Source organism: Sanguibacteroides sp. AM78-02pH3A (assembly GCF_027666085.1).
In the GTDB taxonomy this organism is placed as follows: Bacteria; Bacteroidota; Bacteroidia; order Bacteroidales; family Marinifilaceae; genus Gabonibacter; species Gabonibacter massiliensis.
Genome location: NZ_JAQEHX010000001.1, coordinates 386,783 through 410,309, shown reverse-complemented (window position 1 = coordinate 410,309; position 23,527 = coordinate 386,783). Strand labels below are relative to the sequence as shown.

The 23,527-nt window shown below is 38.2% G+C and carries 20 protein-coding genes and 2 CRISPR repeat arrays; of the genes, 1 reads left to right on the top strand and 19 read right to left on the bottom strand.

The window, feature by feature from the left end:
- Positions 1-5 precede the first annotated feature (5 nt).
- Complete coding sequence (locus tag PGR74_RS01765; protein WP_235375079.1) at positions 6-128, top strand: twin-arginine translocase TatA/TatE family subunit; 123 nt, start codon at positions 6-8, stop codon at positions 126-128.
- Between the two features lie 265 nt (positions 129-393).
- On the opposite strand, the gene PGR74_RS01760 is transcribed toward PGR74_RS01765, so the two are convergent.
- The 19 genes from PGR74_RS01760 to PGR74_RS01670 form a co-directional block, all read right to left on the bottom strand.
- Positions 394-1,749 (bottom strand): MATE family efflux transporter, encoded by a 1,356-nt coding sequence (locus tag PGR74_RS01760; RefSeq protein WP_270516638.1) that lies wholly within the window; start codon positions 1,747-1,749, stop codon positions 394-396.
- A 181-nt stretch (positions 1,750-1,930) separates the two neighbouring features.
- Positions 1,931-3,750: direct repeats of the CRISPR family, unit length 30 nt; unit sequence ATTTCAATTCTACTTTAGTTCAATTAATAG.
- A 219-nt stretch (positions 3,751-3,969) separates the two neighbouring features.
- A complete protein-coding gene (locus PGR74_RS01755; RefSeq protein WP_181416477.1) occupies positions 3,970-4,074 on the bottom strand; it encodes a CRISPR-associated endonuclease Cas2 in 105 nt (34 codons plus the stop codon).
- A gap of 56 nt (positions 4,075-4,130) precedes the next feature.
- Entirely contained in the window at positions 4,131-5,072 is a 942-nt protein-coding gene (locus tag PGR74_RS01750; protein ID WP_270516637.1) for a HipA domain-containing protein, read from the bottom strand.
- Positions 5,072-5,401, bottom strand: coding sequence for a HipA N-terminal domain-containing protein (locus PGR74_RS01745; RefSeq protein WP_041503743.1), 330 nt, complete (start codon positions 5,399-5,401; stop codon positions 5,072-5,074). Before PGR74_RS01745 ends, PGR74_RS01750 begins: the two co-directional genes overlap by 1 nt.
- A complete protein-coding gene (locus tag PGR74_RS01740; protein WP_041503744.1) occupies positions 5,398-5,613 on the bottom strand; it encodes a helix-turn-helix transcriptional regulator in 216 nt (71 codons plus the stop codon). The genes PGR74_RS01745 and PGR74_RS01740 overlap by 4 nt, the downstream gene beginning before the upstream one ends.
- Positions 5,614-5,723: 110 nt before the next feature.
- Positions 5,724-7,137: direct repeats of the CRISPR family, unit length 30 nt; unit sequence ATTTAAATTCTACTTTAGTTCAATTAATAG.
- A 219-nt stretch (positions 7,138-7,356) separates the two neighbouring features.
- The gene (gene cas2, locus PGR74_RS01735; RefSeq protein WP_270516636.1) at positions 7,357-7,617 is read right to left on the bottom strand and encodes a CRISPR-associated endonuclease Cas2; all 261 of its coding nucleotides are present in this window, start codon (positions 7,615-7,617) and stop codon (positions 7,357-7,359) included.
- Positions 7,618-8,622 (bottom strand): type I-B CRISPR-associated endonuclease Cas1b, encoded by a 1,005-nt coding sequence (gene cas1b / locus PGR74_RS01730; RefSeq protein ID WP_041503746.1) that lies wholly within the window; start codon positions 8,620-8,622, stop codon positions 7,618-7,620.
- Positions 8,623-8,658: 36 nt separating this feature from the next.
- Positions 8,659-9,171, bottom strand: a complete 513-nt coding sequence (gene cas4 / locus PGR74_RS01725; protein WP_041503747.1) for a CRISPR-associated protein Cas4 — start codon at positions 9,169-9,171, stop codon at positions 8,659-8,661.
- Positions 9,172-9,207: 36 nt separating this feature from the next.
- Positions 9,208-11,481: a CRISPR-associated helicase Cas3' gene (gene cas3, locus PGR74_RS01720; RefSeq protein WP_270516635.1), complete on the bottom strand. Its 2,274-nt coding sequence runs from the start codon at positions 11,479-11,481 to the stop codon at positions 9,208-9,210.
- Positions 11,478-12,149 (bottom strand): type I-B CRISPR-associated protein Cas5b, encoded by a 672-nt coding sequence (gene cas5b / locus PGR74_RS01715; protein WP_041503748.1) that lies wholly within the window; start codon positions 12,147-12,149, stop codon positions 11,478-11,480. The genes cas3 and cas5b overlap by 4 nt, the downstream gene beginning before the upstream one ends.
- The gene (gene cas7i / locus PGR74_RS01710; RefSeq protein WP_270516634.1) at positions 12,146-13,204 is read right to left on the bottom strand and encodes a type I-B CRISPR-associated protein Cas7/Cst2/DevR; all 1,059 of its coding nucleotides are present in this window, start codon (positions 13,202-13,204) and stop codon (positions 12,146-12,148) included. Before cas7i ends, cas5b begins: the two co-directional genes overlap by 4 nt.
- Before the next feature lie 10 nt (positions 13,205-13,214).
- Positions 13,215-14,618: a type I-B CRISPR-associated protein Cas8b1/Cst1 gene (gene cas8a1, locus PGR74_RS01705; protein ID WP_270516633.1), complete on the bottom strand. Its 1,404-nt coding sequence runs from the start codon at positions 14,616-14,618 to the stop codon at positions 13,215-13,217.
- A complete protein-coding gene (locus tag PGR74_RS01700; RefSeq protein WP_270516632.1) occupies positions 14,615-14,833 on the bottom strand; it encodes a hypothetical protein in 219 nt (72 codons plus the stop codon). Before PGR74_RS01700 ends, cas8a1 begins: the two co-directional genes overlap by 4 nt.
- Positions 14,834-15,464: 631 nt before the next feature.
- Positions 15,465-16,190 (bottom strand): DUF5036 family protein, encoded by a 726-nt coding sequence (locus PGR74_RS01695; protein ID WP_270516631.1) that lies wholly within the window; start codon positions 16,188-16,190, stop codon positions 15,465-15,467.
- A 219-nt stretch (positions 16,191-16,409) separates the two neighbouring features.
- Positions 16,410-16,775: a DUF488 domain-containing protein gene (locus PGR74_RS01690; RefSeq protein WP_041503751.1), complete on the bottom strand. Its 366-nt coding sequence runs from the start codon at positions 16,773-16,775 to the stop codon at positions 16,410-16,412.
- A 144-nt stretch (positions 16,776-16,919) separates the two neighbouring features.
- Positions 16,920-18,509, bottom strand: coding sequence for a S41 family peptidase (locus PGR74_RS01685; protein WP_041504938.1), 1,590 nt, complete (start codon positions 18,507-18,509; stop codon positions 16,920-16,922).
- Between the two features lie 99 nt (positions 18,510-18,608).
- Complete coding sequence (locus PGR74_RS01680) at positions 18,609-19,100, bottom strand: metallophosphoesterase family protein (RefSeq protein WP_041504060.1); 492 nt, start codon at positions 19,098-19,100, stop codon at positions 18,609-18,611.
- A gap of 3 nt (positions 19,101-19,103) precedes the next feature.
- Entirely contained in the window at positions 19,104-22,175 is a 3,072-nt protein-coding gene (locus tag PGR74_RS01675; RefSeq protein WP_270516630.1) for an AAA family ATPase, read from the bottom strand.
- 21 nt (positions 22,176-22,196) lie between these two features.
- Entirely contained in the window at positions 22,197-23,420 is a 1,224-nt protein-coding gene (locus PGR74_RS01670; RefSeq protein ID WP_041504940.1) for a metallophosphoesterase family protein, read from the bottom strand.
- Positions 23,421-23,527 lie beyond the last annotated feature (107 nt).

Sequence of the window (23,527 nt, the reverse complement as noted above, 5' to 3'; positions counted from 1 at the left end):
TCGGAATGCAAGAGGTACTTGTTATCGCTTCGGTCGTACTGCTGTTTTTCGTCGGTAAAAAGATTCCCGAACTCATGAAAGGTATCGGGAAAGGTGTACGCTCTTTCAAGGAGGGAGAGAATGAATAGTATCGAGAACAAAATCGAATAACCGGAAATCGTATCGGAACGAGTTGAGATGCCGGAACAGTTAACCAGGGATGATTCTCGGGGTTTAAAATAATCTTTGAGAACCGTCCCCTTTGTTTCCTATATTACGTTTTACAACCCGATTCAACACGCGTGTTTCCACTCCGTACAGTTTTAGCAATCAACTATTTTCAGAATATCAACACCTCCGGGGCCAGCCTGAGGGGCAAAATCAAGTACCACTTTAATATTGGAATTTTATTTATCAATTAATCTCGTTTCTCAATCGATACTCGTTTATAGTTTTACGATAATAGGCTAATCCGATTATATCAGCCAAGAACCAGCCGATAGGAATAGCCCACCAGATTCCCACGACACCGATAGACGGAATATTTGCCAACACGTAAGCCAAAATAACACGAGTTCCCAGAGAAATGACCGTCAATACCACGGACATCGCCGGTTTTCGGACTGCACGGTAAAAACCGTACAACAGGAAAAGACAACCTATCCCGCAATAAAATACCCCCTCTACACGAAGATACTGCACTCCGATAGAGATGATTTCCGTTTCATCTGGTCGTACAAAAATCAGCATCAACGGACGGGCAAACAAAAACACGAGAACGGAAATAATAACACAAAAAACGGTAGTAGTCATAATAGCACTACGAATCCCACGGCGAATACGGTCTGTCTGTTTAGCTCCGAAATTTTGAGCAATAAAAGTTGAGAAAGCGTTACCAAAATCCTGTACTGGCATGTAAGCAAACGAATCGATCTTAACCGCAGCAGCAAAAGCTGCCATTACAGCTGTACCGAAGCTGTTTATTAATCCCTGTATCATCAATATACCAAAATTCATAACGGATTGTTGAGCACATGTCAGCATAGAATAAGAAGTAATCTCTCTTATAGTAGGCCAATCTAAATGCATATCCGTACGTCGTATTCTAAATTCCGGAAATCGTTGAACAGCATAAATACACAATCCGATAGCCGATACAGCCTGAGAAATAACCGTGGCAACACCGGCTCCCATAACTCCCCAGTCAAAAACGAGGATAAACAGGAGATCGAAGACAATATTTAATACTACCGCTATGGCTAAGAACCATAAAGGAACGATGGAATTCCCGATCGCACGTAATAGCGATGCATAGAAATTATAAACAAAAGTGAAACCTATTCCCCAAAAGATAACCCATAAATAATCATACATCAGGTCATACAACTCTTCGGGCACTTGCAGTACACCGATAATCTGATCAATCCATGTAAAAACAGCTATATTAAGCACAACCGTTACCAAACTGATCAATACTAATGAAACATAAATACTCCGTCTTAAGGCTACACCGTCTTTTGCTCCATACCGGAGAGAGAATATAGCCCCACTCCCCATGCATAAACCGAGAAGCACAGAAGTAAGAAAAATCATCAGCGTATAAGCCGAACCGACTGCAGCTAACGCATCCGCACCCAAGTATCGTCCAACAATCAACGTGTCAGCCACATTATAAAACTGCTGTAACAGATTTCCTACTATCATGGGAACCGCAAACAAAAGCATCGTCCGGCTGATAGGTCCTACCGTCAAATCAATGGATTTCGTCATTAAAATCAGGTCTTGTTTTTACCGGCGCAAAGGTACATAAATAAACGAAAAAGCATCTCCTCCCCTTCCTCGACGAATCAGTCTTATTTTTCTATCACCAATTGCCTAATCATCGAATTCACCAATCCCTTGTTCAATCAATAGTAAAACACACCTTATTAATTATAACAACCCCTCAATGATTTCAATTCTACTTTAGTTCAATTAATAGCTTACTAAATGGTTCGGTTTGCCCGGTATAAATGAAATTTCAATTCTACTTTAGTTCAATTAATAGTGGGCAGCTATTCAACGATTATTCTCTGACAAAGTCATTTCAATTCTACTTTAGTTCAATTAATAGATACAAGAAAACTCTATGCGCATAACTTATATTCCTACATTTCAATTCTACTTTAGTTCAATTAATAGCGGAATTTTTGCAATGGATAGATAATGTACAACACGTATTTCAATTCTACTTTAGTTCAATTAATAGTCTCGATGAATTTACCAAAGCAACCAAAACTCAACGCATTTCAATTCTACTTTAGTTCAATTAATAGGTTTATTATCACGAAATGCAAAGCCCGAAGCAGTCAGATTTCAATTCTACTTTAGTTCAATTAATAGCTTATGCCCTTCTTGGCGGTACTAACGCCATGACTTCATTTCAATTCTACTTTAGTTCAATTAATAGTCGTCGGAACAATATCTTTACTCTTCGTTATTGTAACATTTCAATTCTACTTTAGTTCAATTAATAGTTTTGAATATGTTTGGATTTAAGGTTTCTGCCTGTAATTTCAATTCTACTTTAGTTCAATTAATAGACGTTAGGAATGATCTCTCATCTTTGTGCTATTGCTATTTCAATTCTACTTTAGTTCAATTAATAGTAATCGTTGGATTCGTAAGAATATTGATCCTGTCGCATTTCAATTCTACTTTAGTTCAATTAATAGTCCCGTCCTGTTTTGGAGAATTTTCCTTATACTACGTATTTCAATTCTACTTTAGTTCAATTAATAGGTAGTTACAGGTATGTTCGAAACTACTCAGACCAATATTTCAATTCTACTTTAGTTCAATTAATAGTCGTTACTTGCAGGCTCCTTCTGAGGTTAAGGCTATTTCAATTCTACTTTAGTTCAATTAATAGTTTCTTGCGATTATGGTTACTAATGTTTATATTTGTTATTTCAATTCTACTTTAGTTCAATTAATAGGTTTAAGCTTCAAGAATTCTTAGAACGCAATAATGTATTTCAATTCTACTTTAGTTCAATTAATAGACGTTGGGCATGATTTCTCATCTTTGTGCTATCGCTATTTCAATTCTACTTTAGTTCAATTAATAGAATTCTTTGTTTTCTAATTTGTATAGTTTGGATTCTATTTCAATTCTACTTTAGTTCAATTAATAGGTTGATTCTTGATCGTGATCGTTTGATAGGTGTTCTATTTCAATTCTACTTTAGTTCAATTAATAGTGTAGTTACAGGTATGTTTGAAACTACGCAGACTAATATTTCAATTCTACTTTAGTTCAATTAATAGTGTTCTTCAATCTCCTGATCCTATTCCTTCTGTTGAATTTCAATTCTACTTTAGTTCAATTAATAGTAATCGTTGGATTCGTAAGAATATTGATCCTATTGCATTTCAATTCTACTTTAGTTCAATTAATAGCTAAGGATACTCCTCCTAATTCTATTTTGAATATGTTATTTCAATTCTACTTTAGTTCAATTAATAGCAGAAATCTCATCCGGGTCTTTATTGTTTTCCTCATATTTCAATTCTACTTTAGTTCAATTAATAGTCTCGATAGTATTTTTGGCGTTGAGTGTGATTCTACTATTTCAATTCTACTTTAGTTCAATTAATAGTCGTTACCTTCAAGCTCCTGCTGAAGTTAAGGCTATTTCAATTCTACTTTAGTTCAATTAATAGGAGAAACGAACCGATCTGCCGAGGACTTTGAATATCATTTCAATTCTACTTTAGTTCAATTAATAGCCGTTATAAAATTAATTAAAACAGACAAAGAATCAAATAGTTATACTTTGTCAGTATCTTATTTTCTGAGGTATTTTTCAGTCGACCTCCAATTCGTTGATTTTACCGGGAGGTCGACGACTTTATCTAATTCGTTTATTATCAATATTTCAAAGAGCGTTTTATGTTAATATGCATTTACGGAACCCTCTTTTTAATCGTTAAAACAAGAGGTCGACTTCATAAAAAATTAGAAATGCTGGCTCTTTCATCCCCGATGATCTCTTTCTGTAGCCATTTTTCATCCCGGCTTTTAAAGACGATTAAACTATCTTTATCATCCATAAGATTTTTAGCCTCTATATTTAATTGTTCAAACCTCTATCCAATTATCTATATATTTATTCCTTCATTAACTCAAAATTATTTTTAATGAGCTCTTTAAATTCTTCTTTCGTTTTTTCCTCTAAAAAAGAAATATCAATAAATTCGAGCCATTTGGATAGAACCTTTTCAAACTTCTTAAAAATATTCCCAATGATTTTATTTTCCAATCCTGTTAATTTCATAGCCATTACAAAATCAGATTTACCTATTTTTCTCTTTTTTCCATTGAGAGTTAACGCTAATTCTTCGGAATCCAAAGGAAGCACCAACTTAGTAGGCAATAGATCATAAGCTGGTGTCAGCACGTAATTATAAGGCTTTATGCTATATAAAGAAAAGTTTTTCAAATGCATATCCGAATTTCCCGTTATCCACGCAAAAAGCACTTCCTCCCAAAAGTTAATCACATCTAATTTAGGCGTAGCGGAATACTTGAGAATACATTTAGCTATCTGCTCATACGAACCCTTATATTTATATTCAGTAAGCTTTTCCGTTAGCTGACACATATCTTCCATCGCATACTTCTGCCCTCTTGCATTCCGGTCAATACGTTTTGTAATATAACATAATTCCCCATCTTCAAAACGGATCAAAGAATGAGGAACGACTCTAATTTTAGCAATTTCTGCTAAATGCATTGTTAAATCCTCTAACTCTGGCAATTGTTTATAATATCGACTCTGTGGCTTCAAGATATAGCATCCCCATAAGCCGACGATAGTAAAACTTTTAGAAACTCCTTCTGCTTTTTCAATATTTAAAGAGAGTTTAGGCTGTACTCCCGTAAGTGTAGTTTGACTCCTCACGACCTTTTTAGCAAGTTTCACTAAATCTTTCTTGTTATAAGGAAGAATAGGAGGTTCTTTGGAACCATATATTTTTTTAGAACATTGAGAATGATAATCCATCATTTGGTTATCCAACTCCCGATAACAGTATAAACATCTCTTCATTAATTACCCTCCTCTCTTTTAGCGACAACACTCACATTTCCGATACAATCCTTACAGCAAGCCAAAAGAAGTGCCATGCGGTCACGGCTATTAATTTTCCAACTCTCTTCTGCGATAGCTAATAACCAACCTTCAGGAATTAATCCGTCAAAAAATGGAAATAGTACAGAACTCCTATAAGGTGTCGAGACAATAGGAAGAGTTAAACTAACAGGTTGTGAATCATGTTCCGAGACATATTCATCCATATAAGTGAATGTGAACCCATTCTCATCTTCAATCAAAATCCCGGCTAATTGATTGCCAACATAGATCTCAGCTTTTTTCATAACTTATCTCTTTTGGCCGGTACAACACCTACTTCACTTCCGAACAAAATAAGAACCTGATTTACTTTATCTAATCGAAGTGTTTCTTTTCCTTGTTCCAACTCACGAACAAAGCGCAGACCGACACCTGCTTTCTCAGATAAATCCACTTGCGTAAGCCCTGTCTCTTTACGCATTTGCTTTACATATCCCGCTATAGTTTGGTTTTTCATATTATACCCGTTTAGGTACAAATATAGCAATTATATTCATATTATACCTCATGGGGTATAAAATTATTAATCTAAAACTTCTTTACACCCCAAAGGGTATAAAATAAAAAATCTCAATTCTACTTTAGTTCAATTAATAGTAATAAAGATAAAGTACTTATAACAAATTCAGACCATTTAAATTCTACTTTAGTTCAATTAATAGTATATACAGGATTTTATTTTATTTATTATTATGCTTATTTAAATTCTACTTTAGTTCAATTAATAGTTATCAAAATTCTGCTTCGTCTGAAGGTAGTCCGCTATTTAAATTCTACTTTAGTTCAATTAATAGTCTAAACGCTTCGCTCTCTTTCGTCCATCTTGCAGTAATTTAAATTCTACTTTAGTTCAATTAATAGTGAGTTGGAAAAGCAACAATCAAAAACTTCTTCTGAATTTAAATTCTACTTTAGTTCAATTAATAGTTATTGCGCATTATAGTACTCTTCCTTTGTTGTTTCAATTTAAATTCTACTTTAGTTCAATTAATAGCCTCGTCCGGCTTATCAGAATATTACTCGTAGACATATTTAAATTCTACTTTAGTTCAATTAATAGAAATGCATTCGCATAGTGCTACGCCATGCCCATTATATTTAAATTCTACTTTAGTTCAATTAATAGCAGTGTTTTCCGGTGAAAAAATTGATGATATTTTGGATTTAAATTCTACTTTAGTTCAATTAATAGGGTGAAGCTGGTCCCGGTCTTTTTGATTCGCTGTAATTTAAATTCTACTTTAGTTCAATTAATAGGTAATTAAAAATTTCATAATAAACCTATTTAATACGATTTAAATTCTACTTTAGTTCAATTAATAGTAAAAGAGAAATAGAACAACTTAAACGATTGAGATAATTTAAATTCTACTTTAGTTCAATTAATAGCAGAAAAACCTAAACACTCGTACAACTCTAAGTAAATTTAAATTCTACTTTAGTTCAATTAATAGCTTAAAAAGAATTGATATGGCGCTACTTGGTGTTGTATTTAAATTCTACTTTAGTTCAATTAATAGGTTGTAAACTCACTCTGCTCGATCTCGATCGAAAGATTTAAATTCTACTTTAGTTCAATTAATAGCAGAAATCTCATCCAGGTCTTTATTGTTTTCCTCATATTTAAATTCTACTTTAGTTCAATTAATAGGTTGATTCTTGATCGTGATCGTTTGATTGGTGTTCTATTTAAATTCTACTTTAGTTCAATTAATAGTTTGTGAAGCATACTAAATATACTCCGGGTAATCGTATTTAAATTCTACTTTAGTTCAATTAATAGGCTGGAAGAGTTTCCCTTCCCGATATTCAAAATCCTATTTAAATTCTACTTTAGTTCAATTAATAGAGAAGGACACTTTCCACAAGGAGACTTAATATAAAGATTTAAATTCTACTTTAGTTCAATTAATAGTTTTTGGCCGGAACACCGAACAAAATAAGATGAAAAATTTAAATTCTACTTTAGTTCAATTAATAGGCATTATAAATTTAAACAAAATCGACAAAGAATCAAATAGTTATACTTTGTCGATAGATCATTCTTTGAGATATTTTTCAGTCGACCTCTAATTCGTAGATTTTACCGGGAGGTCGACTACTTTATCTAATTCGTTTATTATCAATATTTCAAAGAGCGTTTTATGTTAATATGCATTTACGGAACCCTCTTTTTAATCGTTAAAACAAGAGGTCGACTTCATAAAAAATTAGAAATGCTGGCTTTTTCATCCCCGATGATCTCCTTTTGTAGCCATTTTTCATCCCGACTTTTGAAGATAATCAAACTATCTTTATCATCCATAAGATTTTTAGCTTCTGCATTTAATTGTTTCAACTGCACTTCGGATATTTCTCCTTCAAAGACACTATTCTGAATCCAAGAAAGATAGCGACGACATAATTTTAACATCTTAGAGGTTCGCTTTTGATCCACGTCGTAAACCAATATCACATACATTTACCACCACATTTTTAAAGGTTTATACTCTTCTATATTCAATAAATGCTTTGTCAATTTATAACACTCTAACTTGATCAGGTGTTTATAGCTTACATGTCGACCCAACATTTTATGTTTAATCGTCTCTTTTACTTTGTTTTCCCATTCTTGAGAAACTTTTTTCATAGAGGAAGGCTTTAAAAGACAACCATTTAATTTCTGATCAAAATCAGATTTCTGAATTTGTTTACGATTAAACATCGAAAAAATCAACCGATCGGCCAATATAGGTTTAAAAATCTCTGCCAAATCCAATGCTAACGAATAACGCCTTTCTCCCGGCTCATGCAAAAAACTAATTGTTGGATTCAACTGCGTATGATAAATAGCATCCAGGCAAACAGAATAACACATACTATTAGCAAAAGAAATCATAGCGTTCACTTCATTCGAAGGAGGCATCTTACTCCTGTTACCCATAACGAAGCCATCGATAATAATATCGAAAGCCTCATAATAAGTTTGTCGGATATTACCTTCGATTCCCATTAATTCAGGTATTTCTATTGCAGTTTCAATTAAAGGAATATAATTTTCGATCCTGTTTATTTGTGACAAAGTATCTTTGGCTCGATTGTTATAATATTTCAGATTTTTCAACATATTAAAAGCCGCTCCCTGAATAAATCGCCGGGCAATGGCCATTCGTTTATCTTTACGAATATAATGTTTCATCTGTGCAATTTGCATCCTACCGGATAACAAATAATCTTTAGGCATAAAAGAACCGGTATAGTGTTCATAATAATCAAAAAAATGAACAGCTATTTGATTCTTACCCAAAAAATTATACATGGCACTATTGGCATCCAAACTGCCGAATACAAATAAATTATCGACTGTTTCGACAGGGATATAACGAGATTGCCCTTCTCTCCCCTCCTCATCTACAGGCGTAAATTTTAACGTATTGTCCTTTCGAATCAAGCGTCCCGGATTAAACAAATAATATGTTCTTTTCATGTATCTTCTTTTTCCATTATAATCTAACAGCTTATCTTATATTTCTTCTTCTCCGGCATAACAAAACTCATAATATGAACATGAGCCACATTTACGTTTAGGTATTCTTTCCGGACAATTTTCCGATTCTATTATTTTAAGAATCTCCACTTCTATTTCCCGCAATCTTTCCCGGTCGCCCTCTTCCAATTCAACCCTCAACGTTTCCCGCAGCAATGGATATTCCAACAGGCCAATAACCCCTTCGATCCCTTCTTTCTCAAAAAGATTGATGTAATACTTTACCTGCCAGATATGGGCTTCTTCTTTTGCCGAAGATTTTTTTATTTCATGAATAACTCTATCACGAGGATCATAAAAATCAATAACCGAACCTCCAATGCGAACCTCATCGTAACGAGCAGCTCTATTTGAATAGGAGGTTTCATGTACTAATTTACCTTCAGTAACGATATCCGAAGTATGTTCCATATTTATCCCATTTGCAAAAAGCCAAAGTTTTCTCAAGCAAATATAATAATAGTTGACGTGAGTAGCTGTTATATACATAAATATTCGTTTTAACACTAATTGATCGTTTTTCTCTTACAAAAAACAGTCTATTTCGTCTTGCTCTATCTCATTTTTCAACAATCCTAATTCTTTAGAATATTTCCTATTTATCAAATAGGTATATTTATCATACATTTTTCCCGTTAGACCAGATGTTAACACAAATCTTTCACCGTATGCTTGTTGCTTTTTTAATAAACCGACAAAACTTCTCTCGTTTAGATTCACTAATAATCCCTCGGCTTTCACGAATTGATTCGCCTCCAAATACTCCTGATACGCTCTTCTTAAAGCAACTGGTAATACTTGTACTCCAGTAAATTGTTCATGAAATTGCTCCTCTCGTTCAGAAGAATATTTTAAAGGAGACAGTTCATGAAACACCGCATATTCTAATAAATTCACAGTCTGTTCGTATTCTTCTTTGGCTTCTTTATTCCAATCAGGATAAACAAAATTAATAGCATCCTGTAAATAAGTCTCTTTGATTACTCCCCCTTTTCGCTCTATTCTCATCAAAACTTCCAACGTTTTAAAAATTACGATTTCATCCCGATAAATATATTTATCAGTCTCATTTCTCTCTTCAAAAACACAGCAATCACATAAATCTTTTTCCCGTTTCCGGTTAACCCGTCCAAATCTCTGAATCAAGGCATCTAAAGGAGCTGGTTCTGTATAAATACAATCATAATCGATATCTAAACTTACTTCTATAGCCTGCGTCCCGACTAAAAGCTTTACATCACGATCTTTTAAAATTTTCTCTTTTGCAAAACGATCTTCTGCATTAAACGATCCATGTAATAATACTTTCTTTTGGGCATCCAAAGCATGATATATTTTTTGAGATTCAGCTATAGTATTACAAACAACTAATACCTTCCTGTCTTTATCCAATCTTCCCTGTATTTCATCCAACGCATCTTCCAATTTTCCTTTTCGTACGTGAATTCGATGCCGTGTAAATTTCTCATACAAATCTGTCGAAGCTTGTATATGGGTATAATCTCCCAGTACCTGCTCCAACTCCTTACACATGAATTGAGGCAATGTAGCCGTCATGATATGTACCCTTGCGTTCATATAACGAAGCATAAATTTCAATAATACGATAATTTGAGCAAAGATACGTGGATCATAAGCATGGATTTCATCAAAAATCAAATAACAGCCACTCCATTCAAACATCCCTTTTTCAAAGCTTTTTAATCCAAATAGATGCTTTAATAATTGAAACGGAGTCACAATTTTTAAAGGCATTTGTAAAGACTTGAAATCCTCCAATAACTGTTTCCTTTCTTCCCCAGATAATACATCATCTTCCTCTGACATCCGATACTCCAAGTACTGAGCTAATTTACCATGCAACATCCCAACCTTTTTTTCATCCTTACTCAGCTCTTTATCTAACCGCTCGTACATGGCATTAATCGAAGCCGTAAATGGCAAAATATAAAATACCCGTCCTTGTCCTCTTTCTTCCATTTGTTTTCGTAACCACAACAAAGCTGTTTCCGTTTTTCCGGATCCGGTCGGGGCATTCGTGATCACGTTACCAATAGTTTGGAAGGCCATCTGTTGGTGGAAATATAAAGGATAACGAAATAAAAAATCAAAATCTTCTGTTTTTAATTGTGCTAAAGTTTGCATTCCTGCAGAAGCCATATGATCACATTGCTTCATTCCCCCGACCAATAATAACCTGTCCATAAATGCCGAATCTATGATATTGGGGCTCTCTCGCATTAAACGACGAATACAGTTACTGATATCAAAATTTTCTACTTCATCGTTCCATGTCCCTATATAGGTAACTACAAGTTCTTTGACGATAGCATAATCGATTTTAGCACACTCCTGCATGAACTCGACTAATCCGTCTACGTACTCTTCCAACAGTTCATTCTCGTTTTCCGTCTTGTAATTCTTACTGATAAAATCGAATAACTCGTTCAATTGTTTATGATGTCCCGCAACAGCGTAGGACAATGCTTTTCTCTCCTCTTCTGTTATTTTAAGAGCATACAAAAAATACAGAGAAAACAACTCGTGTCTTTGTTGATGCCATTCGTGTTTCTTTATTTTTCGCAACAAACGCTGAAACTCAGGGTGAGCTTTGCCAAGATCGTGCATAACGACAGCTCTATACAGTTGTTTCCAAAAATGATCTCTGTCCGATACGGGCAAATTAGGAAAACAAAACCGCAATTGCCGATAAATATTCAAACAATCTTCAATATGTTGCTTTAAAGTAATTTCAGGTTCTGATTTTGCCAGAACCTGAAAATTAGTATCTATATTCATTTTTCAAAAATAAGCTGATGAAGATAGATATCTACCGGAGAATTATCTATGACATCCCTATATGCTTTTATGTTTGTTTTTCCGGTTTTTCCGAAACATGAAATGACAGAATAGGGCTCCGGACCTATATTTCTACGCGGAATCTCGTCGGTAAAATAATTAGATAATACCTGTATTACTCCCGGTAAAAAATTCCCTTTAAAAGGGACAAGCTGCCCTTTTATATGTTCAGCACCAACAATTTCTTGCAATTCAATCTCCTCGATCAATTCTACGCTGGCCAAATCGCTACTTCTTCCCAATACCAAAGGAAAATAGGGCTGTTTAAAGTACGTCACTAACGCAACATCACTTAAATAAACATACAACCGACAATCAAACAAGAATTCCCGCTTTATAACATTAGATTTTACTTCATTTTTAGGCGTTCCTTTGTCCGTTCTCTCGATCTGGTAGATCGTTTCTAAATCTACTTCTTTAGCTCCATATTCAAAATAATATCCTATCTCCAATTTTTCATGATTCAAATATTCTCCAGCACAAGCATTCATCAAGCCCAACACAGTACTTACAGGCGGGACTTCAAGCGTCGGCTGATACCCTGAAAGAATATTCGGATATCTGAAACTCGCTGTCCATGAACTAATCTTGATTCGGTATAATTTCATTCCTCCAATTGTTTTTTTATTTGTTCACAATAAGCATCAATCACCTCATTTACTGTTCCCAAAACAATCAAATCTTTATGTTTTTCGGCTAAAACATTTAAACTTTCATTTTCATCATCCCAAAAACCGCCTCGCTTTCCTATATATACTTTTCCTATAATAGTCTCCCGATAATCTTTAATAACCTCTTCTATACCATTTACATTTAACCTCGCAATGCCATCTCGAATTCCAGTCGTAGAAGCCACGTGAGAAAAAGGATGATTGCCCGTATTCGTGGTTGCCAAGATGATAAACTTTGGAGTTACGTCTCCCATATTATCCGTTTGCATAGCGCCTCCTGAAATATGTTTCAATGCCTTTATCGTATCGACAGCACGGCGGATTCTTTCCGAACCCTTCAATCGAATCAGTTTTTGATTACGGATAAAAGGATCTTCTATTTCTACTCCACCCTTCTCTATCGCTTCTTTCTTCAATGTATCGGACAGATTCATATAGCCGGTTTTATTATAATTGGAAAAAGTTCCGATCATACTTAAATCCAGACTAAACATTCCTTTCATCACGGCACTATATTCCTGTTTCGTATAGGGTACGGAATCGCCTTCCTGACGGGCCATACTCGACCAATTTTCGGCTAAAGAGACAGATGCGACAGATACAATAGCAGAATTTCTCAAAGGCGAAACACGCGTTACCGTGATATTTCCTTTTTTCTCTTTTCCCTTATTGTCCTTCACTATCTCCGTTGCGGCATGCATATATCCGAACACATCGTCGTCAGGATACATAATAGGATCCGCATTCGTGTAAGCAATTTTAGAATCGCGAATTACCGGAGATAATACCCATCCGCAATTCTTTTGTAACGCTTCGCGCCACCAATATCTCCAAGCTTGTCCGGAAACATAGACGTATGTTCTACCATTTTTTATGATCGTTTTTGTGGCAACACCGTTATCATTTAAAGTCGAAGTACTTTTCCCGGCATTATTCAATGCTACCACATCCACATCCAAAAGGACAAAACCCTGTGTTTTTAAATTTTTCATAGTCGTATGTTTATTCGTTTATATTATCGTCATCATCAATATCTTCTGCATTCAGATAAATGCCTTTTTCATGTAATCTTTGATAAATAGCAATCAAGAAAACATCCCTTACGTCTCTCCAGTATACATCTTCTGGAAAAAGATAAAGACAGTAATCTTCCACGGTGATAATCGGCGGATTTTTTAATTCCATATTCTTAGGGAGAACCTTAGTTATTAAAAAACGACTCAAAGCCGAAGACGTTTTGGCATTCTTAATTTGTTGAATACACTTACCTATCCGATCTTTCCCTTCAATTTCTATCACAAAATCGGCTAATTGCAATAATTTTTTCTGTGCTTCCTGTTTCATATTTCTAATTAAGGTTAGGTATTTTTTTACGATCTCTATATTAAAATCGTGTTTTTCACTCCAATTTCTGATATAAGGTAAAATAGATTCTTCGTTTAACAGACACTCGTAAATCCGGTTAAACCACGTTTGATACTCAACGCAGTTTATATTTTCTATTTTATCCTTTTTTTCAAAATCAAAATTCCGGGTACTCTCGTTGTATTTCGCTCCTTTATACTCCGAATTCCGATAATACGCTTCAACAAATCGATTCCAATCTTCCTTATATTCTCCTCTTTGAGTTAAAGTATAAAAACGGAACAAAGTTGCGGGAACCGTGTATATTTTCACTTCCGGGCTAGCCCCGAAATTGGTAAAATGATAGAGTATCAAAGAGTAATTACTGATTTCATACTCTCGCATACTCTCACTTGTAACCCTCTCGATAAAACGAAAGAGAGCTGTTGTCGGAGCCCGGTATTTGGACTTTAAAATTCCTTCCGAAACATTAATTGCCAATGCATGCAAATTTTCGCTGCAATTAGTAGCAGCGAAAAATGCGGTCAATTTATTATCATTACTATGAATCAAAGCTATTCGTCCCTGCAATGACATGCAAGCCAAAGGAACAAAATGATTACGAATCAATACTTCCTTGGATACCATAATTCCAGCTTCGAACGTATTATGAAAATTGACAAATGTTCCCGAACCGGATAAAATGGAATTATCCCGACCAGCTGCGAATAATTCTGTTTTTTGTCCGGTTATTCGACAAATTCCTTTTCCTACAGTCCCTTTCCCTTCTATCAATTCCCGAAAGTACTTCATTGTTTCTTCTATCTTCCGGTCCGCTTTAAAAGCGGGTTGAGTAATTTTAGAATTCAGGAAAAAAGGATTTATTTTAGCCTCCCACCGATTGACATAAATCTTAGATACCTCTTCTATCAATTCCAAAATATCCTTATCCGGATATCTTTTGGCAAACTCCTCCAAGGCATATCCCCCCGCATCGACAAAAGGATCACCCGTCGGCTCTGTCAACCATCTATAATTTACATTTTCTATTTGCTGATTCATATAGCTCTAATTATATTTTGCAAAACTCTTTCCACAAATTCAGTTAATTTTTTACGATCGCCGACAAAACTATCATCAGATAATATACTATATAAAATATCGTCATATGATAATCTTTCTCTTTTTAGATCATTAATTCTCAATACAATATAATTCATCGTATCTATTTCATCTAGTTTAGATCCTTCGTCAGTAATATATTTTATATCATTCATATTTATGTATTTTATCACACAAATATAAGAAAATGATATTTACGCCAAAACTATATTACAAGTTATTTTTATTAATCATTACCAAATACATTCATTTTGTATTTTGTTTTATCCATTTATATTATTAATTTTGTCCTATTAATCATGCACTTAATAGAATTGAAACAAACTGTATCAAAAGTTTTCATTGAACCTTTCGGAATTATGGCTCCAAATAATTTTGGAGCTTTTTTTATATTAAACTTCTCTTTCAAATATTTCTTCTGTTCAAATGATCTAAAATTACACATATCAAATCAAAAACTTATTTTGCCTCTGAAAATAGATATTATTTCCGAATATAACAATTTATTTTATAAAATTCATCAACTTAATGAAAACATCAACTCCCAAATACACTAAATTAGAAGCAAAACAATCATTTTTGAATGATACGAGACTTTTGACAAGGCTTATCTGCTTCTGGAAAGAAATAAACAAGTATTACACTATTTTGTTAATTTTTATTCAAAAAAAAGAGAGGTTAGCAGATTATAGGCTCCATTTTATGGAAAAGTAAGGTAGACATCCATACAATAAACGCCCCGGCATTAGTTTGCCGGGGCGTTTATTGTATTCAACTTATCGGCTATCAATTAGCCGTGAAAGTCAAATAAGTAAATGTATTGCCCGTTCGCAGGTACAAATACACGGTTCCATGATAACTATAATTTTTTATCTGATTTACAGTCAGATATTTTACGACCTTTCCTTGTTCCTCTTCTTCATAAATGCTACAATCGAAATATTCTTCATTATCCGGGATGATATACTCGATATCCTTTAAGCGGGTAATGTCGATTTGCAACCGGTAATTATAAACGAAAGAACCGATATCCGTTCCGGGTTCTGGCAAAACATCATTGGATAATGTTACGGGAAGGTATTTCACTTTTATTCCCGTGTTATCTTCCATAGCCGATTCGATGTACATTTTATAATAGGTATCTTTTACCCTGAAGGCTTTATTTCCCGAAGGAAATTCCATTATCATATCCTGAGAATAGATCAAGTAGCCATGACTAACCGTGGCTGCGATTTCCGTGGCAGTAGCCAATACTTTTATATCGCTTACATGGCCTAAATTGGGCATTCTTCCTAAATCGGATATCCAAACCCCTCTTCCGGTAAGGTTATTCGATTTATTTAAGTAGACACCGGATTGACCGAGCATAACCTTTCCGTTATCTTCATTGAGCATATTCAACGTAATCGTACCCTCCGGCTCAACAATCGTTTTATCATCATCACTACAACTTACAAAACTACACACACTCAGGAATAACAAAAGCATTCCCCATAAATTTCTTTTCTCCATTTTTCAATTGACTTTAGTTTGACACACGATAATTTTACTTCGTTTCCAGCCTCAAAAATAGAGAAATATTAGACATTCGTTCCAATCTCTTCGATATTTAACAACAAAAATAAAGATTCCAGCAACGTAAAGATTGAGGATTTGGAGATTTAGGGATTGAATCATAAAATCGCCTAATCTCAGCATTCACCTAATTTAAAATTAAATGGATGGTAAAATTTATGATTTTGACAGCTCCTTTTCGAGGAAGGATTTTAGAACTTCAGCGTGATTGTGTTCTTTGTTCCGAGAAGCATACAAAAGGGTGACGACGGAATAGGATTTGATAGCCTCGACAAATTGGCGGGCCGCATCGGAATGTTCCAGTTCCTTCCCGTATGTAGAGGCAAAATCATTCCATCGGTTTTCAGGATCGACATGAAACCATTTGCGAAGGTCGGGCGACGGGGTGATCTCTTTGGCCCAGATATCGTAGTGAAAGTCTCCTTTTTTCATACCTCTCGGCCATAAACGATCCACAAAGACCCGTACTCCGTCTGTTTTTTCCGGATCGTCATACACTCTTTTCAATTGTATTTTCGTCATCTCTCTTCTGTTTTATCAGCTTCCCGTATATTCATTCATACCGGTTTATCCGGCCAAAAGTTACGTTTTTAACGAGTTTCCGGTCTATAAAAAAAGTCCGTGACAGCCTAAGGGTATCACGGACTTTCGTTTCGTCGATCGAAATCATTTCATCAATTTATCGTACGTACCATCGTGAAGAGCTTTAACAGCCGCATTCAGTGCCTTATTGTCCTCGTTGGTGATCATGTAGAGCTCATTCATGTCCCAGAGATCGCGGGCTATCAAAGCTTTAATAAATTGCTTCATCTCCGGAATAACGGGGGTGAGTAATTTCTGGTCTTTCTTTACTCCCTGTTTCTCTCCGTTAGCCACGATCTCGTTGATCATCGCCTCGGTCACGCGGAAGTTTTTCCGGAAATCTTCAAACTGAGGATACTGTTTTTTCAAACTCGCCCGGTTTTTATCCACGTAGTTCAAAATAAAATCGTTAATCACATTTTTGGCAATCAAGTGGTTGAAATAGGAGTAGTTGATTCCCGTATCGATCGGGACGAATAGATCGGGAATGATTCCACCGCCACCGTATACCAAACGATGTCTCTCTTTCGTGTAATACTTAGTAGAATCGGTCACCTGAATACTGTCCGCATTGACCAACTCTCCGCTATTGTAACGTTCGTACAACTCGGCCCGGTAATCTTTTCCTTTATAAGGTTTTTGGATACAGCGGCCGGAAGGTGTATAGTAATGAGACACGGTCAAACGCACCATAGAGCCGTCTGTCAGAGGAAATTGGCGTTGTACCAACCCCTTCCCGAAAGAACGACGCCCCACGATCAAACCGCGATCCCAATCCTGAACGGCTCCCGAAACGATTTCACTGGCAGAAGCCGAATTCCCATCCAGTAAAACAGCCACTCTTCCGTTTTGGAATAACCCGGCAGGCGTAGAATACTCATCCATACGTCCCGTGGCTTGACCGTCGGTATAAACGATCAGTTTACGTCCGTCCAGCAAGTGATCGGCAATACCTATGGCCGCCCCCATGTATCCCCCGCCGTTTCCCTGCAAATCGATGATCAGGTCTTTCATTCCCTGAGCCTGCAACTTTTTCACGGCTTCCTCGAACTCTTCAACCGTGGTAGCCGCAAAACGGGCGATTTTTATATACCCGATGTTTTTGTCGATCATATAAGCCGCATCCACACTATGAATCGGTATTTTATCCCGGATAATATTAAAATCAAAACGTTCGTTACCTCGCAAGACGCCGACATTCACACGGGTTCCCTTCTCTCCCTTCAATCTCTTCCGGACCTCCGTGTTGGTCAATCCCACCCCGGCCACGTTTTGTCCATCGATCGCAACAATACGATCCCCGGCCATCATGCCCACCTTTTCGGCAGGTCCACCGGGTACAACGTCCACCACCATCAAAGTATCGCGCAAGATATTGAACTGTATACCGATACCGAAAAAACCGCCCTCCAGGGGTTCATTGGCCTCTTCCACCTCCTCGCGGGAGATGTAGACGGAATGAGGATCCAGATCCGCCAATACCTTTATGATAGCATCTTCCGTCAATTTGCCCAGGTTAACGGTATCCACGTATACCGCATCAATCATTTGCATCAATCGCTGGTACTTGATGGATTGCTCGCGAACGGCCCTTTCGTCCCGTTGTGCGTCTGCCCTTCCCCAGCTAAAACAGGCGATCACAATCAAAACCGCCGATAATAAACTTCTTCTCATATTGTATTATTTTAATTTCTCTTTCATCCTTCTACGTAAAGATTATGCAAATGTAACGAAGAGAAACTATTAATTCTATTAATATAGTCTTAAATCATTCTATTTCTCCAATTCGATCAACTCCAGATCGGATATATTTCCGGCTGCAATAACAAAACGAACAGCCGTACGTACCGTATGAAAACCGAATTTTCCAGCCGCTCCCGGATTAATATGCAAACAATCCAAATTTTTATCATATTTTACCTTCGCAATGTGCGAATGCCCGCATACGAAAAGTTTAGGATGTTCCTGGTAGATAATTCCGGCTACCTTTTGTTCATAATGTCCCGGATAACCGCCGATATGGGTCATCAACACCTTCACTCCTTCACAATCGAACAATTGTCTTTCGGGAAACATCCGGCGCAATATCCCTCCGTCGATATTACCGTAAACGGCCCGTAAGGTAAAACGCCCGGAGAGCTCGTCCGTAACGGCTGTATCCCCGATATCCCCGCAATGCCAAACCTCATCGCAATCTTTAAAAAATTCCACGATCTTAGGGTCTAACCACCCGTGCGTATCCGATAACAAACCGATTTTCATAATCATTTATTTTTGTGTTACAATAGTTCCTCTTTCACTCGTGTTTTCCACCTGTATACAGGCCGGAACCTCCTGCTGCATCTCCTCCACGTGAGATATAAGGCCCACGATCCGGTTTTCATCCCGTAAAGCTTTCAGGGTGTCGAAGACGACAGACAACGACTCTTTGTCGAGGGAACCGAACCCCTCGTCTAAAAAGAAAAAGTTCTGCTTGCACCCCGACAGATGCCGGATGTTATCCGTCAAAGCCAAAGCTAAAGAGAGGGAAGCCTGAAAAATTTGCCCGCCGGAAAGAGTTCTCGCACTCCGGGTCCTTCCCTCGTTCATAAAGTCACGTACCAGAAAATCGTTATCTTCACTCAACTCCAATTTCAATCGTTGACGGGTCATCCGGAAAAAACGCTCGTTCGCCGCATTACATAAATTCTGCAAATAAATGGAAGAGACAAATTTGACAAAATCGTTTCCCCGGAAAAGTCCTTTCAACAGCTGGAGATTCTGAAGACGCTCTTCCAAAACGGTTAACTCTTTCCGGATCTCCAGCAGGGAGGCATAGCGCTTCTCCAAATCCGAAATATGATTGTCTAAAGCCCCTAATTCCGCTACCAACTCCCGTTCGCGGAATTGTTTTGCGGAAATTTCTTTTTGCAAGGTCATGTACTGATCCTCATCATAGACAACGTCTTTCAACAAGTTTTCCAATTCGATTCTCCGTAACCTTACCGCATGCAGTTGCTGATTATATCGATTTATTTTTTCGTGGGATTCTCGAATATGTATCTTTTTCTTTAATACCTCTTTCACGGGTTCTATACCGGAATAATCCGTACCCTTTAAAAGGGAGCCCAATTGTTTTCTCACACTCTCCTCTTCCCTTCTTAACCGGATAAATTCCCGCTCTTTTTCCTCTATATTTCCTTCCAATTTACGATTTTCCAACTCCATTTCCCGTCGCTTTTCCACGGCCCCCGCGTAATCCTTTTCCAATTTCTCCAATTCCCTGTTTCCATCCGTCAACACCTTGTTCAACTGCTCCAAACCGTAGGATTCATATCTTTCCGTATCGAGTCCTTCGATCTGTACCGCCAATAACTCCACCTGCGCCCTTCTCTGTGCCAACAACCGGTCGATCTCATCCAACCTGAGTCTGTATTTTTCCAAGTTTTCCCGTTGAAGCTCAATCTGCTCGCCGGTTCGAGCGATCCGGCCCTCCTGCCTTTCCCGCCGGACTTTCATCTCCGCCGCCCGTTTCATCTCCTCCTCGACCTTCTCCGGACACTCCGGGGAATAGGTTTTCCAGCCAAATAGATCCGAATGTTTTTTCATTGCCTCTTCTGTCTCTTTCATCGCAGCCTCCAGCTGATCTTCCCGTTCCCGACATATCCGGTAACGTTCATTCAGCAAGGTCAAACGGGAAGTTAAAACCGAAAGCTCTTTCTCTTCGTTCTCCAACTGTACGATCAAATCGGTATTCTCCTTAACATCTCCCTCCACATCCTCCGCATGCATAGGATAAGGATGCGACAAAGCACCGCATAAAGGGCAAGGAGTTCCTTCCGACAACTCCATGGCAAAAGTCGCCAAACATTCACGGGTACCCAGACGCAACGCCTCTTTTCGCAAAAACTTCAACCGCTCGGCAACCGACTCCGTCTGTTCTCTGCATACCTTTAACCATACTTCTCCTTCTACCTTCTCCAAATGTTGTATAACCGTATACTTTTTCCGCAACGCGATATACTCCCCGATAAGTTCCTCTTTCTCTTTTTCGATTTTCTTTTTTTCTTTCCCGTCTTTTTCCCGATCCGTCAACAAGTGTTGACGAACGGTAAACCACTCCCGGATATCTGACAAAACCCTCATATCGGGGATAACCCGTATCAACTCTTCCAACTCCTTCTTCTCCCGTTTCGACTCTTCCTGTCGTTTTTCAATCTCCTGACGGGTCTTTACGACTATCTCTTCGCCTTTTGCTTTCCGACCTTCCAAATCACGGCATTCTCTTTCTACTTCCAAGCGACGAATAAAGGCATCTACACGCTCCATTCGTTTCCTTATCTCCTCTTTTTCCCCGTATCTCTCCTGAAGAACTTCAAAATTTTTCATAAAGGAGAGTAAAATCTCTTTATTCTCTTCCCCGATTTTCCGCAGGTTTTCCAAAGCCAATCTCACCTCTCCCGAACGATGTTGGAGATCTTCCAGGTTTCCTACCGGTTGTTGAAAATGCTGAAGACAAAACTCATATTCCGTCAGTTCGGCCTGCAACCGCTCCATTTCCGGTTGCATATCAACCAACTGCCGCTCCGTCTCTTTTTTCACGGCCAATTCGTCCAAAAGCAGTTTTGTCGTTTTCAGCTTCTCTTCCCGGGATAAAATCTCCCGTATCTCCTCTTTCAATCGTTCCTCCTCCGTTTTCAACTCTTCCCGTTTCTCCCGTTTTTCTTGTATCGTTTCCGGGGCGACCTCTCCCAATCCGACGATCCGGCCCCGAAAATCAGTCACTTGTTGCCGGGTTTCGGTCTCTAATGTCGTCACGCTTTCTGAAAGATCGTATTGACGCAGATCTCCGAAAAGTTCCATCATCATCTCCGTTCGCTCCTTGTCCCGCAACATCAGGAAATCCTGAAACTTTCCTTGCGGAATAATCACGACCCGTTTAAAATTCTGCACGGTCAACCCGATGACACCGATCAATCCCTCCCGGGTAAACGGGTGCCACTCTCCTTTCTCTTCAAAATAGTAATTGAACTTCGGAGAAGAAACATCCGTAAAATTCTTCCGGTTACGTTTACTCTCCACGGAAGCCCGGTATCTTCTCCCTTCCCTTCCCGCAACAAACTCAAAATCCACGAAAAGCCGATCGACCTGCAAATTCATCAGATTGTATTTCACCTCCGTATTCAAACGATCGATAGTTCCGTATAAGACATATATCATCGCTTCCAATATAGTCGACTTACCGCTTCCTACCGGACCGAATATACCGAACAGTTTAGCCCCGGTCAGTCGGGTAAAATCAATCGTTTGCCGCTCCCGGTACGAATAAATTCCTTCCAATGTCAGCTTTACGGGAATCATATAAATATAATTAATAGCACGTTATCGTTCTTTATTTTTAGCCAGTACCTCCTGAAAGAGTGTCATCAGTTCCTTGTTGGGTTCCTGTCCCTTCCGGCTTTTAAAATACTCGGCAAACAATGCGTTCACGTCCGAACGCAATTCATGAATCGAAACGGCACGGGCTGCCGTTAGCGACTCGTTCTTCACTTCCGGAATCAACCATACGATCCGGTCGTGAGCGGCGTATATGGCTCTTGTCTCCGCCGCCGTCAGGTAAGTATCCGTTACCACGGTCAACTCGACCCATACATCGGGATTTTCATTCAACCACCGGATAGCTTCTCCGGCTCCATAAAATCTTTTCCTGACCAGCGGACAACCGCTTTTTAAAACCCTTCTTTCGACCGATGGAGCCTTTCCGGGTTCTACCTCCACCAACACAACATACTTCTGTTGTTCCGCCTCGCTAAAACTGTAACTTAACGGGCTACCGCTATAAACAACCGGACAGGGAACCGTATCGATCATCCGATACCGGTGCAGATGGCCCAATCCCGCGTATTGTACGGCAGCCGGAATCATGGAGGAATATACCGCATCGGCACCTCCCACCTGAATAGGACGTTCATCTTCGGGCTCTTCAGGAACCTCGCCTCCTTCCCTCATTACAAAAAGATGGGCGATCAGTAGATTTACACCCGAATCGTCACAATAGCGTTTGGCTGTTTCCTGCCAGTGTTCGGCCAACTCTTCCCGCAAACGGGCAGGTCGATCCTCTGTTCCTAAAAACTTCTTCAGTCGTTGCTCATTCGTGTATGGAGTATGTATAATCCGCAACGAATAATCGTATCCCGGAAGACGGAAAGCAGCGTATCCCCGGTCAGCCTCTATCAGGCTTACCTCTCCTTCGATAACGGAGGTCCTTAACTCCGTCATGGGATTACCCACGAAAAATATACCGCACTCTTTAGCCAGCACGTCGGGAGAGTCGATCCGGTCCGGCGAATCGTGATTTCCGGCAATGGCCACCACCAAACGACGTCCCCTGTCTGCCAACCGATAGAGGGTACGGTATAACAATTCGATGGCTTCCACCGGAGGATTGTAAGTATCGAAAAGATCTCCGGCCACCACGACGGCATCCACCCGCTCCTCCCCGGCAATACGTACAATCTCGTCCATTACCTCTATCTGCTCGGCCATCCGTTCCCGTTCGTTCAAACGTTTTCCCAAATGCCAATCCGAAGTATGCAAAATCTTCATACTTTATCTGTTTTATTCGTTATTTCGCACCCGTTACACACTTTTAAAACAGTTCTGCAATCCACCGGTCAGAAGATCCGATCCCAAAACCATATAACCTCTCAATC